The sequence below is a fragment of the Polaromonas sp. genome, assembly GCF_039932935.1.
Taxonomy (GTDB): Bacteria; Pseudomonadota; Gammaproteobacteria; order Burkholderiales; family Burkholderiaceae_C; genus Polaromonas.
On sequence record NZ_JBDTPB010000118.1, the window covers coordinates 1 to 12,849 of the forward strand.

The following is a 12,849-nucleotide window of genomic DNA, read 5'->3' on the forward strand; positions in this document are numbered from 1 at the left end:
CGTTAGAGCTCGCCGTGGATACTGCATCCTTCAAATCCCCTGAAGACGGTTCTGTGCTGTCGATGTCGGTGACCCGGCGTTATGACGGTGAGACAGAGTTCGATGTCTCTATTCAAACACCTTGGTTTAGTGGCAGGGCACCTGCCTCGACCATCCACAACGGTTCACCCAGTGGTATGTTCTCGGCAATGGCTACAGAGTGGCGTGGGTGGAAGGGCGAAAAGTCGTGGCAAGATCTGGATCGACGGATCCAGTTCACGGCATCTACTGACAGCACTGGTCATGTCAAGCTTCGAGTAGAGCTGGAAGGTCAAGACTACGACAGTCACCTCAACGTCTGCATTGGCTCACTGCCGGTCAACTCGAAGAAATGGCAACCGTAGTGAAAGATGTGTTGGGATGAGATCGAGTTTTAACCTTTCGGCCCACATGGATGCGCAACCGAAGACTGCCGCTACGCGGCACGGGTTGCGCCCCAGTGGTCTCCACGTTAGAAATACTTCTGGAGGGTTGTAATGAAAATTGTCCACATCTGCGTTGCGCTGCTAGTTTGTCTCGCTGTGGTGCTTGCTTTCACTGACCAATCCAAGGCAGCGGTAGGGCTTTGTTTGCTGTCCACACTCATAGAAGTAATTGGTGCAGCATTTTTCGGTAAAAAGCAAAACACGTAATTGGTACAGCGCGAAGGTATGTTTTCTTTCACACGTCCAGGTCTAACCCGGCAGTCAAGCGGATTGCCTTCGGCAACCGCATACTTCGCACGTTAGCCATCACGGAATTCGATGACCTGGAAGTGCACAGTCTGCGGTGAAGACCATGACGACATTCCGTTGTGCTTCGGAATCGAAGCTCCATGGCGAGCGCTCGTGCCCGAGGCCGAGTTCAGTGACCGTGTTGAATTGACCAAGGATCAATGTGTCGTTGATGGAAGAGAATTTTTCGTCCGCGGCCACATTGAGATACCAATCATCGGGCAATCGGAGACGCTCGCCTTTTCCGTCTGGTCATCCTTGAGCGAGAAGAGCTTTCTCCACATGTGCGACCGTTGGGAAGACCCAGATCGAGGGTCCGATGCGCCTTACTTTGGATGGCTGTGCAGCCCCATTCATGTCTACCCGAGCACCATTCACCTGAAGGTATCGGTTCAATCGCGAGCGCCTGGGCTGGTTCCGCACTTCACCGTCGAACCTTCTGAGCACCAGCTATCTCAGGATCAACATGATGGAATAACCCTGCAACGCTGGCATCAGATCGCTCATGAACTACTTTCCTAGCCACTCGTGGCGCGCCGAGATGGCTAACATTTCAATCGACACGGACCCACAACAGCAGGAGGCGGCTTCGCCGCAAGTGTTGGTGGTCCGGTCATTTTTACGTTAGGCCTCACGAATCGCTCAATGACGCTCTATTAAGTCCGTCCAAGATGCGTGAATGAAACTTCGCCAAACGGCAGGACTATTTCGCAACATCAGCTTTAGTTGAATCAGAACTCCACCAAACTCCAGGACCCGAGTGAAATGCGTTCAACTTTGAGACAGAAAATAGTTGCCGTTTGCGAAACCAAGATCGGCGAGAAAGGCGCGAACGTCGGTTTGTCCTTCTACGCATTCTTCTGCAACAAGAATGATGATCCTGAACTCCTAATGGAGGCCGCGAAATGGTGGATTCAAACGCACCAGTTGGATCACTTCGAGAAAGCGGTGAAGATCAAACGTTTGGTTGAGCAAGAAATTTCCTAGTCGTGGCAATAAATGCATCTCACCCCTTTGCCTCGTCCTCACGTCCCCCGTGTGAGGCGCTTTGAGTGGCTGCTGTAATGTGGGGTGACCGACCGCTTTGGTCGCATTCTTCGAGAAAGTAATTTAAAGCTGCGGGTCCGCTTTGTGCCACAACCGGTCGTTGCAGGTCTCCGGTGAATGTCGCTTGCTGGCCGAAAGCAGCCTTCTGCTTTATTGCATCAGGCTCTACTTTCACGCCCCGCAATACGGCGCGAGCGTCCGGAGCTGCAGGCCAGGTCGCGCAACTGTGCGCCGTGCACTTCGGCAATGGAGGTCAGCCCGAGCAGGCCCAGGTCGCGCTGCACTTCGTCGGCCAGGATGCGGATCGCGTGGCGTACGCCCTCTTCTCCGGCCACGGCGGCCGCATAGTTGAACGGGCGGCCCACAAATACGAACCTGGCGCCCAGTGCGAGCGCCTTCAGGACATCCGTGCCGCGCCGGATGCCGCTGTCCATCATGACCGGGAAGTCGGTGCCCACCGCGCGGACGACCTCGGGCAGCGCGCGCAGCGGCGAAACCGTTCCATCGAGCTGGCGGCCGCCGTGGTTTGACACGATCAGGCCGTCGGCGCCCATGTCCCGCACCTTGCGCGCGTCCTCGGAGTTCATGATTCCCTTGACCACCAGGCTGCGCTTCCACTGGCGGCGGATGAGGGCCAGATGCTCCCAGTCCAGGTGGTCCTTGGCGCCGAAGTCACGTGCCACCCGTGACGAGAGGATCGGCGCGCCACGGGTCGCGTACGAATTCTCGAAGTGCGGCATGCCGTGCACCACGATCGTCCGCAGGAAGGTGCCGATGGTCCAGCGCGGGTGGGTGAGCCCTTCCCACGCCAGGCGCAAACCCGGTCGCAGGGGAGTAGAAAAGCCTGCCCGCACATTGTTCTCGCGATTCGCAAGGACGGCGGTGTCCACCGTCAGCACGAGCGTCTTGACGCCCGCACGGTCGACGCGATCAATCAAGGCTTCGATCCTGGCGGGCTCGCCGGGCAGGTAAGCCTGGAACCACGTATCGGGGGCCACGGCGATCACCTCTTCCAGCGGGATGAGCGAGGAGCCGCTCATGATCATCGGCACGCCTTCGGCCGCGGCCGCGCGCGCCTGCACCAGGTCGCCGCGGTACGCACTGAGCGCGCTGATACCCATAGGCGCGATGCCGAAGGGTGACGCGTAGCGCCTCCCGAGAAGATCGATGGCCTGGCTGCGGCCCGACACATTGCGGAGCACCCGAGTGACAAAGCCGAGCTCGGAAAACGCCGCGCGGTTGTCGTGCAGCGAGACCGAGTCTTCCGCTCCGCCGGCGATGTATTCAAAGAGTGGCCGCGGCAGGTGGCGTCGAGCGCCCGTCTCGAAATCCTGCAGTGACAGAAAATTCCGCAGGGCAGGCGGCGCGGCCGGGCGTGCGCCCGGCGACAGGCGCGTTCCCATGGGGGCGGCCACCCCGGAAGAGGCAGGTTGAGGCATACGGCGATCAGTTGACGTGGATGTTGGCTTCGCGGATGACCTTGTCCCAGAGCGCGGTCTCCTTGCGGATCATGTCGGTGAGCTCGGCCGCGTCAGCCAGCTCGATGTCGACGCCTTGCTCTTCGAATCGCCTGGCCACCCCTGGGTCGACCGTCGCTTGCTTCATCGCCGCGTAGAGCCGCGCGATGATCGGTGCGGGCGTGCCGACCGGTGTGAAGATGGCGTTCCAGCTCTTGTAGCCGAAGCCCCGAACGGTGTTCGATATCAGTGGGATACCCTTAAGCGGTGCTGCTGCGCTGGGGGCGGTGATGCCGACGACGCGCAGCGAGCCGTTCTGGACCATGCCGGTGAAGGAGGGCATGGTTCCGAACATCGCGTGAATCTGGCCAGAGATAAGGTCCGTCATCGCCGCCGCGGCACCGCGGTAGGGCACGTGTTTGATGTCGACTTGCGCCGCGCGCGCGAACAGCGCGGTGCCCAGGTGCGCCAATCCCCCGACGCCTGCAGAGCCGAAGTTGAGTTGACCCGGATGAGCCTTCGCATAGGCAACCAGCTCCGCGAGCGTCTTGAACGGCATCTTCGCCGCCACCACCAGCACGTGCGGCGCCGTGGCGATCATCCCCACCGGTGTGAGCTGCGTCAGGATGTCCACGCGCGGCTTCTGCAGCAGCGGCTGCGCCGTAATGTTGCCGGAGGCGGCGAACAGCAGCGTGCCGCCATCGGCCTTTGCGCCTGTCACCTTCTGCACGGCAGGCACGCCGGCGCCGCCGCCGGCGTTCTCGACGACAAAAGGCTGCCCCAGGGTGGCGCCCATGGCCTTGGCGAGATCGCGCCCGAGGACGTCGGTGGCGCCTCCGGCAGCGAATGGAACCACCATCCGGATGGGCGCCGAGGAGGCGCCCTGGGCTTGGGCGCCAAGCGCGGCGAATGCTGCCGCCGAGGCGAGGAAGCTACGACGGCTCGTGTACATGTACGTCATGGAACGTGTCTCCTTAATTTATGGAGGCATGATCCGGGCGCTGATCCTGCATGGCAACGCGTTACGTCTGACGTAACGGTATGCGGCCTTGGGAATACACTCCGACCATGCCGCAAGAGTCCAGGTTCACGCCGCCGCCTGCCACGCCGAGGCGACTTCTCGCCGATGGAGCGGCGGGGAATTCGGCGCGTCCAGGCGACGGAAACGTCGCGGCCGTGGCACGTGCCCTGGCCATCCTCACTGCCTTCGAAGGCGACGAGCTCTTTCTCCCGCTAGCGGAGCTTGCACGCCGTACCAGCATGCACAAACCCACGGTGCTGCGGCTTGCGCGCACGCTCGCCGCAGCCCGGTTCCTCGTCAGGCGCGAAGACGGAGCGTGGCGGCTCGGCCCCGCAGCAGGCTGGGTGGGCTCCCGCTACCAGGCGCAGTTCGACCTCGACGCCGCCATCGAACCCATCCTGCGCCAGCTGAGTGCGGCCACGGGAGAAAGCGCCTCGTTCTTCGTCTTTGAAGGCAACCTGCGCAGCTGCCTGATGCGTTGCGAAGGGACGGCAGGTGTCCAGAGCCAAATCCGCTCCGGCGAGGTCTTTCCGCTGGACCGCGGATCCGCCGGCCGGGTGATCCTGGCCGCGCTGGGCGAGCCGGGCGACCTCAATGAGCGCATCCGCCGACGCGGTCTCCACATCACCCGCGGCGAGCGAAACTCGAAAATCGCGAGCGTCTCAGCTGCCGTGCGCGGACGCCATGGCGCCGTGCTGGGCTCCGTCAGCACGGCGGGGCCGGTAGAACGGCTGACAGTTTCGGTACTCGCGCGGTACGCGCCCGCGACGGTTCTGGCGGCAAAGCAGCTCGGGCAGGCGCTCGGCGCGATGCCGTCCACGGCGCTGTGGGCGACTTGGCATCCGTGATCCGCGCCTGAAGAACAGCGGCGCTGGCCTGGCCGAAAGCATCCATCCACTTGATGGCGGCTCGCTCAACTATCACTCAGCGATGCGGCGCGAGAGTTCGGAGCCGCGGGCCAGCAAGAAGCGATGCAGCTCCCCGGCATAACCACCGCCCACCGCCTGCTGGACGGATGGGCGCGCGGCTAGGGCGGCTCGCCAGGCCTGCACCTTTGGCAATTGCTCAAAGAAGCCGCCTTCACCTGCGCTGTCCAGTACATCGAAATAGCGGAACACCGGGCCAAACACGGCGTCGACCATGCTGAAAGATGCGCCGGCGAAGTACGGGCCCTGGTCGGGCAGCACCGCCTCGAGCTGGGCAAACCGGTGACGGATGTCTTCGCGATGCCGTGCCAAAGATGCCGCATCGGCTGCGTTGTAGAACGCGCCGATGGTATTGAGCAGGGCAGAGCCGAACTCCATCCAGGCGCGGTGCTGTGCGCGCTTGAGGGCATCCGCCGGGTGCAGGCGCGGCAGCAGCGTGTCGTCCAGGTATTCGCAGATCACGGCTGATTCAAAAATCGCGTCATCGTCGACTTGCAGCACCGGCGTCTTGCCCAGCGGCGAGATGGACTTGAACCAGTTGGGCTTGTTGGCGAGATCGATGTCAATGCGCTCGAAGGCAACGCCTTTTTCGGCCAGCACGATGGCCGCGCGCTGGACGTAAGGACACAGCGTGTGGCTGATGAGGGTGAGCTTCATGGCGGTTCTTTCTGCACGGATCAGTGGGGAACGAGCAGGCGGCTGCGGCGCGCGGCCCAGGCGCCGTCGCCCAGCAACCACTGGGCGAGCGAGGCCACCAGCAGGAAAAGCGGGTACTCCCAGCCGCCCTTGGGGCTGGTAAACACCCAGCCGTTGGGCCAGTGCACCCAGACCACCACAAGCAGCACCGGCGCCAGCAGCAGCGAAACCTGGCGTCCATAAAAGCCCAGCAGCAGCGCGGCGCCACCAGCCAGTTCGACCGCTACGACAACATAGGCCATGAACCCGGGCAGGCCGACCGATTCAAAGAACTGCGCGGTGCCGGGCAGGGTAAAGACAAAGATTTTCAGCAGTGCGTGGGTGACCCACATGGTGCCAAGGGCCAGACGCAGCAGCGTGGCGCCGTGGCGGGTGGTGAGGTTTTCAGAGGTGTCGGTCGTCATGATGATGTAAAGCCCGGCGAAGGGCGTGGCGTTGAAGAGGTCGCTACTTTATGATTGCAAAAACACAATGTAAATTGGCAATCATGAAAACATCTATTGCGAAATTGCAATACACCCTGACCGCTTCAGACATTGAAACCCTGCTGGCGCTGGCACGCGGCATGACATTGGCCGAAGCTGCGCGGCGCTTGGGTGCGGATGCGTCCACGGTGTTCCGCTCGGTGCAGCGCATCGAGAAAAACCTGGGCCAGCGGCTATTTGAAAGATCGCGCCTGGGCTACCTGGCGACGGAGCCCATGCTGGCATTGCTTCCGCATGCGGAGCGTATCGAGGCCGCGCTCGAAACAGCGCGCGCCAGCCTGCAGGGACCGCACGAAGGCGTCTCGGGCCTGGTGCGCCTCACGACGACCGATGCGGTGCTGCGCGGGTTGGTCCTGCCTTCCCTGAAGCCGCTGCTCGTGCAACACCCGCTGCTGCGGCTGGACCTGCGGACCGGCAATGAGCTGGCCAGCCTGAGCCGGCGCGATGCCGATCTGGCCTTGCGTGCAACGCGCAAACCGCCCGACCATCTGGTGGGCCGAAAGCTCGGCACGGTGCGCTTTGTCGTGTGCATCTCCAAAGCGCAGGTCAGGGCGGCATCCTTCAAGAAACCACTGCCTGACGCGCTGGCTGGCTTGGACTGGATAGCGCCCGACGAGTCGTTGCCTGAGCATCCGTCGGTGCTGTGGCGGCGCAAGCAATTGCCCAAGGTGACGCCCCGCCACTACGCGGACGGCATTGTGGCGGTGATGGATGCGATCAAGGCGGGGTTGGGGGTGGGCATTGTGCCGCGCTTCATGCTGGCGGCGGAGCCCGGGCTGGTGCCGTTGGGTGACACCCTGGCTGACTGTGAGTCAGACCTGTGGTTGCTGGCGCATGCGGAGTCGCGCCACCTGCGCAGAATCTCCGTGGTCTACGACCATTTTGCCGCCAGCATCAAGCTGGACTGACGCATGCGCCTTCAAAACGCCTGGCTTGCGCCGGAAGTCCTGAAGACGACTTCGCCGCTGGGAATGTGCACAACGCGCACTTCCTGCCGCGTCGGGTCGGCCACGCTTTTGACAGCGACGGCCACAGCCAGCGAGTAGTCCGCAAACAAATGATTCGAGCTCGGCGGCAGCAGGCTGCGTCCGGTCGGGTCGATGTTTTCAATGCGGTAATCATGCGGCGGTGCTTTAACGGATGCCATGGTGCAGCCCTCTCTGATGAAGCCACCATGGTAGGAGTTCATCCCGAGGCTGTGATGACAAATGCGCGTCAGAAACGTGATTTTGCGTAAGCAAACGAAAACGCCTGTTGAAGCGGCGGTGGGCATTGGAGAAAACTAATTCCCCGCTGACCGCCCCTGCTACAAGCGCGGTTTCAACGGGACTCGTGCCTTCGGTGCAGCACGCAGGCTGCGGTAAAGCTCCTCGGCAAAAGGGGCCAGCCCAAGGCACAAAGACCCCAGCAGGAGAAGTGCCGTTTGATACGCCGGCAATGGATCTTCCTTGAGGCGCCATGTCCAGTCGGGCGCTGTGCCGTCCGCACCGAAAATGGCCGAAAATTGGGACCAATGCGAAGCCATTAGCAGCGCGTAGGCCGCCAGCGGGAAGCCTTCTAGATAGGCATGAATGCTTTGCTCCATGGCGCTGACATGCCGGCGGCGCGCGGCGTAGTGCAAGTCCCAGTGGCTTGTAAGCGCATGGCCTAGCAGCAGTACCAGCAGTAGCAACAACACGGCCGAATTGATCCGCAGGAAAAGGGCCGCCAACACGCCGACGCCGACCTGGCCAATCATCAGCAGGTGCAGCAGCGATTCCTTGGTTCCGCTGGTGTGTGCGATGTCGCTGCGCCGGTGGCAAGCCCAGTCCGCCAGCCCGGCTGCAAGCCAGCCTGGCATCACGATGTACAGGAGAATGAAGCGGATAGGCTCCTGCATGGATGTGATGCGGCAGTCGCGTTGCGGTGGGCGGTCAGTGGAGCCCGCGCTGCGGATCGCGATCGGACAACTCCAGGTTCTTCATTTCCACAGCCACCGACTTCAGCATGTCGAGGGCCGTTTCAGGTGTTTGCACAATGCCCAGCCAGCCAAAGAGGTGGTGCCGCAGGAACAGCAGAATCTTTCCGGTCAGCGGATCGCACGCCACCCAATGCCGGGGGCTGTAGCTGGGCTCCAGCGCGCTCAGCGGCGGACAGTCCAGCGGGTAAGGCGGGTCCATGTCGGCGCGCAAACCGGCCAGGCTCGTGACGAGTTCTTCCAGCTCTTCGGCTTGCAAGGTCAGCGGCTGCTTGAGTGCCAGCGTCACGCTGCCGTTGTCATTGCGCGTGATTTGCAGGTCATCGGAGGGCCGTGTGCAAGCGCGCTGCGCGAACTTGCCCGCCATCTTCGCGTTCGCGCCGGCAAGAGGGCTTGTGTTGGTGGTCATTGCGTTCTCCGCAGACTTTGATGGGTGAAAACAAGGCGTGGGTGACAAGGATTAGGCACAAGACCTGGGGCACCTGGCGGCCACTACATAAGACCCAGTGTGATCCCGGAACCGGTCTCATGGCGTCGGAAACCCGCCTCCACGCCTGTAGGACGTGCCCGGGCAGTCCTGCTGCTGCGCTGCGTGCGGATGCTGCGTAAAAAAACGCAGCAAGCGTGCAGCAGGGAGACCGGCTTACCAGTCTTCTTTCACCGCGAGGACGGCGTCCTTGCCCGCGGCTGCGCGGCCGGCCAGCCAGGCTGTGATGGTGCCGGCCATCACGACGGCGGCGCACAAAAGCGCCAGGCGCAGCCATGGCACCATCAGGTCCATGGTCCAGTGAAAGCTTTGGGGGTTGACCACGTACACCAGCACGGTCGACACCGCGAGGCCCAGGGCCAGTCCCGCGACTGCGCCGATCAGCGTCCATGCCGCGCCTTCGCCGGCCACCACGGCCAGAATCTGCCGCCGTGTTAATCCCAAGTGCGCCAGCAGGCCGAACTCCTTGCGCCGCGCCAGCACCTGGGCACTGAAGCTGGCGGCCACGCCAAAGAGGCCAATGGCGATGGCCACGCCCTGAAGCCAGTAGGTGACCGCAAAGCTGCGGTCGAAAATCCGCAGCGACGTGGCGCGCAGCTGGCTGACAGAGGCCATTTCAAGCAACGCGCCGCCGCCAGACTGTTGCTCGGCAAGGCCGCGCACGGCCTGCTGCACCTGGTCGTCGTTTGCGCCTTCGCTCAGCCACAGCGCGAGGTCGTTGGCGCGTTGGTCGCCAGTCAGGCGTTCAAAGTCCGCCTGGGACATGGCAATGGCGCCAAACTGGCGCGCATAGTCGCGCCAGACGCCCGCCACGTAAAACACCGGGGCAGACGCGGGCGCAGCAGGAGCGGTGCGATTTGCTATTAAATCAGGAGCTGCTGGCGCATGTCCTGATTGGGCTAGAGCCGTAAAAGCTTGTGAAAGAGGCTGAAAAACCGTGCCCGGGCGGGCGCCGTACAGGTCCACCATCGGTTCGCTGACATAGATGCCAATGTGCCCGGGCGGCACCGGCAGCGCCTGGCCCACCAGCGGCAACGCTGCGGCCGGGTCTTGCAGCGGGCGGGCAATCAGCGTGACGCCGGGTTTCGCGCTGTCCAGCAGCAGCTGGGTGGTGCGCAAGCTGCCAACCTTGGCTACGCCCGGCAGGCGACTGAGCGCCGCGACGAACTCCGGCGAGAAATACACCGTGTCACTGGCCGAGGTGCCCAACGCCGTGCGCACATAGAGGTCGGCCGGCAACACGACATCGAGCCAGTGCGTTACCGACTCGCGAAAGCTGCTCACCATGACGGTGAGTGCGACGGCCAGGCTGAGCGACGCCACCACACCGCTCACGGCCACCGCGGCGCTTTCGCGCACGCGGCGTGCGCGCTCCACGGCCAGCAAGGGCAGCAGCCGGTGGGCCACCCGGGGACTGAGCCGGTTGTAGACGAGTGAAATCAGCCAGGGCAGGGCGGTGATGCCGCCCACCAGCAGCATGCCCACCGACACGTAGGCTGCCAGTGGAATGCCAAACAGCGGTGGAACCAACGCCAGCAGGGCGCCACCAGCTATCAAAATAATACTGAACCAGTGGCCGTTGCCGGTATTGGCCGCAGCCCCCAGGCCCTTGAGGGTTTGCGCGGGCGGCAATTTCTGCGCCGCACGCGCGGGCCACCAGCCACCCACACCGGCGGCGGCCACCCCCAGTGCGCCGTAAGTGAGCGCAGCCCAGCCGTTCCATTGCAGGGCCGGTGCAACACCCGAAAAATAGCCGCCGCCCAGGTCGCCGCCCAGCAGCCGCAATGCCAGCGCGGCCAGGCCGGTACCCAGCGCGATGCCCAGCACACTGCCTGCCAGGCCCAGCAGCAGCGACTCGGCCAGCACCAGCTGCAGGCGCTCGCGGCCGGTCAGGCCCAGTACGCCGAGCAGCGCGAACTGTTGTGCACGTTTGGCCACACTGAGCGAGAGCACCGAGAACACCAAAAACGCGCCGGTGAACAAGGCCACCAGCGCCAGCACGGTGAGGTTGACGCGGTAGGCGCGCGACAGGTTGCTGACGCGCTCGGCTGCGTCGCCAGGCGCGGTGGCGGTGATGTTGGCTGGCAGCTGCAGCGAGTCAATCACACGGCGCGTGTCAGCGCCGGCCTTCAGCTTGACGTCGATGCGCGACAGTTGCCCGGCCTTGCCGAAAAGATCTTGTGCGCCGGCAATGTCCATCACGGCCAGCGGCCCACCGCCGGCGCCGACGCTGCCGGCTACTGTCACGGGGCGCAATTCAAGGCCGCTTTGCAGCCGCAGGCGGGAGGCTTGAAACGACTGCCGCGCAGCGGGATTCAAAAATACCGTGCCGGGTGCAAACAAGGCGAAGCGCCCGGCATCGGATGAAGGGACGGGCATCAGCGAGGGCGCAACGGCGGCCACGGCCAGTACATCCACGCCCAGAATGCGCAGCGGCAGGCGCCGGGGCCCGTTGGTGCCCGAAGGGCTGGAGGAGCCGGCTGTGTGCGTGGCGTCGTCAACCGCGTACGTGCTGATTTCCAGCACCGGGCTGGCCAGCGCGATTTGCGGATGGTTGGCCACGCGCCCGTACACCGCTTCGTCAAAGCTGCCCTGCACGGCGCGCAGCTCCAGGTCGGGCTGGCCATTGACCGCGCGCACCGCCTGCGAAAACTCACTGAGCGCCGAGGCATTGATGAGTTGCACCGAAAACGCCAATGCCACGCCCAGCATCACGGCCACCGCGGCGGCGGCGTTGCGCCAGGGGTGGTGTTGCAATTCCCGCCAGGAGAAGCTTGAGAGCAGGGCGCGCATGCGCTCATTGTGCCTTTCAGCGCCGCGGCGCAATCACGCTTTGGCAAATCAACAAACCGGCCATCTGTATCGGTACAGAATGGGGCTTTCTGGTTCTGTCGGGAACGCGTTGTCTTCGTTACCCTTGGCCTTGCCTTTGTCTTTCCCCTATTCGTCCACGAAGGGATCGATAGCCATTATTTAAGCTCCCGCTCTTCCAGGCACTGCCGGATTTTTTGAATTTTTCCACTCGGATGAAAGCTTGAATCACCATGCAACTTCCTAACTACGACGACGTCATTGCCGCTGCCGCGCGGATTGAAGGCCATGCGCACCGCACCCCCGTGCTGCGCTCCAGCACCGCCGATGCCCGCTGGGGTGCGAGTTTCTTTTTCAAATGTGAAAACTTTCAGCGCATGGGCGCGTTCAAGTTTCGCGGCGCCTTCAATGCGCTGTCGAAGTTCGACGCGGCGCAGCGCCGGGCCGGCGCGATCGCTTTCTCATCGGGCAACCACGCGCAGGCGATGGCGCTCTCGGCGCGGCTGCTTGGCATGCCCGTGGTCATCGTGATGCCCCAGGATGCCCCCGCTGCCAAGCTGGCCGCCACGCGGGGCTATGGCGCAGAAGTGATGCTGTATGACCGCTTCACCGAAGACCGCGAAGCATTGACGCAGCGCCTTGCCGCGGAGCGCGGCATGACCCTGATTCCGCCTTACGACCACCCCGACGTGATTGCCGGCCAGGGTACGGCTGCGAAGGAGCTGATCGACGAAACCGGTCCGCTCGACCGCCTCTATGTGTGCCTGGGCGGCGGCGGGCTCACCAGCGGCTCGGCACTCTCGGCACGCGCGCTGGCGCCACAGTGCAAGATCTACGGCGTCGAGCCTGAAGCCGGCAACGACGGCCAGCAGTCGCTGCGCGCAGGCCGCATCGTGCACATTGAAACGCCCAAGACCATTGCCGACGGCGCGCAGACCCAGCACCTCGGCGAGTACACCTTTGCCATCATCCGGCGCGATGTGGATGACATCCTCACCGTGAGCGATGCGCAGCTGGTTGAGTCCATGCGCTTCTTTGCCGAACGCATGAAGATGGTGGTGGAGCCGACCGGCTGCCTGGCATTTGCCGGCGCGTGCGCGGCGCTGCAGGCCAGCCCGGCGGCCCCTGATGAAAAGGTGGGCATCATCGTCAGCGGCGGAAATGTTGACTTGAAGCGTTACGCGGAGCTGCTCGCCCAGGGCTGAAGGCG

At 63.4% G+C, this 12,849-nt stretch carries 15 protein-coding genes; 7 read left to right on the forward strand and 8 right to left on the reverse strand.

Going from position 1 to position 12,849, the window contains the following annotated elements; genetic code table 11:
• The 4 genes from ABI546_RS18530 to ABI546_RS18545 form a co-directional block, all read left to right on the forward strand.
• Positions 1 to 383: DUF6228 family protein (locus ABI546_RS18530; protein ID WP_348048941.1), on the forward strand; the 383-nt coding region annotated here is incomplete at its 5' end.
• A gap of 132 nt (positions 384 to 515) precedes the next feature.
• A complete protein-coding gene (locus ABI546_RS18535) occupies positions 516 to 671 on the forward strand; it encodes a hypothetical protein (protein WP_348048943.1) in 156 nt (51 codons plus the stop codon).
• A gap of 111 nt (positions 672 to 782) precedes the next feature.
• Complete coding sequence (locus ABI546_RS18540; RefSeq protein ID WP_348048945.1) at positions 783 to 1,274, forward strand: DUF2199 domain-containing protein; 492 nt, start codon at positions 783 to 785, stop codon at positions 1,272 to 1,274.
• A 204-nt stretch (positions 1,275 to 1,478) separates the two neighbouring features.
• A complete protein-coding gene (locus ABI546_RS18545) occupies positions 1,479 to 1,739 on the forward strand; it encodes a DUF6500 family protein (protein WP_348048946.1) in 261 nt (86 codons plus the stop codon).
• Positions 1,740 to 1,957: 218 nt separating this feature from the next.
• Here the strand turns inward: ABI546_RS18545 and ABI546_RS18550 are convergent, their stop codons facing one another.
• Together ABI546_RS18550 and ABI546_RS18555 are read right to left on the reverse strand one after the other, a co-directional pair.
• Positions 1,958 to 3,202, reverse strand: a complete 1,245-nt coding sequence (locus ABI546_RS18550) for an alpha-hydroxy acid oxidase (RefSeq protein ID WP_348048948.1) — start codon at positions 3,200 to 3,202, stop codon at positions 1,958 to 1,960.
• A gap of 43 nt (positions 3,203 to 3,245) precedes the next feature.
• Positions 3,246 to 4,217: a tripartite tricarboxylate transporter substrate binding protein gene (locus ABI546_RS18555; RefSeq protein WP_348048950.1), complete on the reverse strand. Its 972-nt coding sequence runs from the start codon at positions 4,215 to 4,217 to the stop codon at positions 3,246 to 3,248.
• Positions 4,218 to 4,432: 215 nt separating this feature from the next.
• Between ABI546_RS18555 and ABI546_RS18560 the strand changes: the two genes are divergently transcribed.
• A complete protein-coding gene (locus ABI546_RS18560) occupies positions 4,433 to 5,125 on the forward strand; it encodes an IclR family transcriptional regulator C-terminal domain-containing protein (protein ID WP_348048952.1) in 693 nt (230 codons plus the stop codon).
• Between the two features lie 72 nt (positions 5,126 to 5,197).
• On the opposite strand, the gene ABI546_RS18565 is transcribed toward ABI546_RS18560, so the two are convergent.
• The gene (locus tag ABI546_RS18565) at positions 5,198 to 5,860 is read right to left on the reverse strand and encodes a glutathione S-transferase family protein (protein WP_348048954.1); all 663 of its coding nucleotides are present in this window, start codon (positions 5,858 to 5,860) and stop codon (positions 5,198 to 5,200) included.
• 20 nt (positions 5,861 to 5,880) lie between these two features.
• Entirely contained in the window at positions 5,881 to 6,303 is a 423-nt protein-coding gene (locus tag ABI546_RS18570; protein WP_348048956.1) for a DoxX family protein, read from the reverse strand.
• An 83-nt stretch (positions 6,304 to 6,386) separates the two neighbouring features.
• Here ABI546_RS18570 and ABI546_RS18575 point away from each other — a divergent pair, with 83 nt between their 5' ends.
• Complete coding sequence (locus tag ABI546_RS18575; RefSeq protein WP_348048958.1) at positions 6,387 to 7,292, forward strand: LysR family transcriptional regulator; 906 nt, start codon at positions 6,387 to 6,389, stop codon at positions 7,290 to 7,292.
• Positions 7,293 to 7,303: 11 nt separating this feature from the next.
• Here ABI546_RS18575 and ABI546_RS18580 read toward each other — a convergent pair whose 3' ends face one another.
• From ABI546_RS18580 to ABI546_RS18595, 4 genes are all read right to left on the reverse strand, one after another.
• Positions 7,304 to 7,531, reverse strand: coding sequence for a hypothetical protein (locus ABI546_RS18580; protein WP_348048959.1), 228 nt, complete (start codon positions 7,529 to 7,531; stop codon positions 7,304 to 7,306).
• A gap of 159 nt (positions 7,532 to 7,690) precedes the next feature.
• A complete protein-coding gene (locus tag ABI546_RS18585; protein WP_348048961.1) occupies positions 7,691 to 8,263 on the reverse strand; it encodes a diguanylate cyclase in 573 nt (190 codons plus the stop codon).
• A 34-nt stretch (positions 8,264 to 8,297) separates the two neighbouring features.
• Positions 8,298 to 8,750, reverse strand: a complete 453-nt coding sequence (locus tag ABI546_RS18590; RefSeq protein WP_348048963.1) for a hypothetical protein — start codon at positions 8,748 to 8,750, stop codon at positions 8,298 to 8,300.
• A gap of 234 nt (positions 8,751 to 8,984) precedes the next feature.
• Positions 8,985 to 11,621: an ABC transporter permease gene (locus ABI546_RS18595; protein ID WP_348048965.1), complete on the reverse strand. Its 2,637-nt coding sequence runs from the start codon at positions 11,619 to 11,621 to the stop codon at positions 8,985 to 8,987.
• 251 nt (positions 11,622 to 11,872) lie between these two features.
• On the opposite strand from ABI546_RS18595, the gene ABI546_RS18600 reads away from it, so the two are divergent.
• Entirely contained in the window at positions 11,873 to 12,844 is a 972-nt protein-coding gene (locus ABI546_RS18600) for a threo-3-hydroxy-L-aspartate ammonia-lyase (RefSeq protein ID WP_348048967.1), read from the forward strand.
• The last annotated feature ends 5 nt before the right edge of the window (positions 12,845 to 12,849 follow it).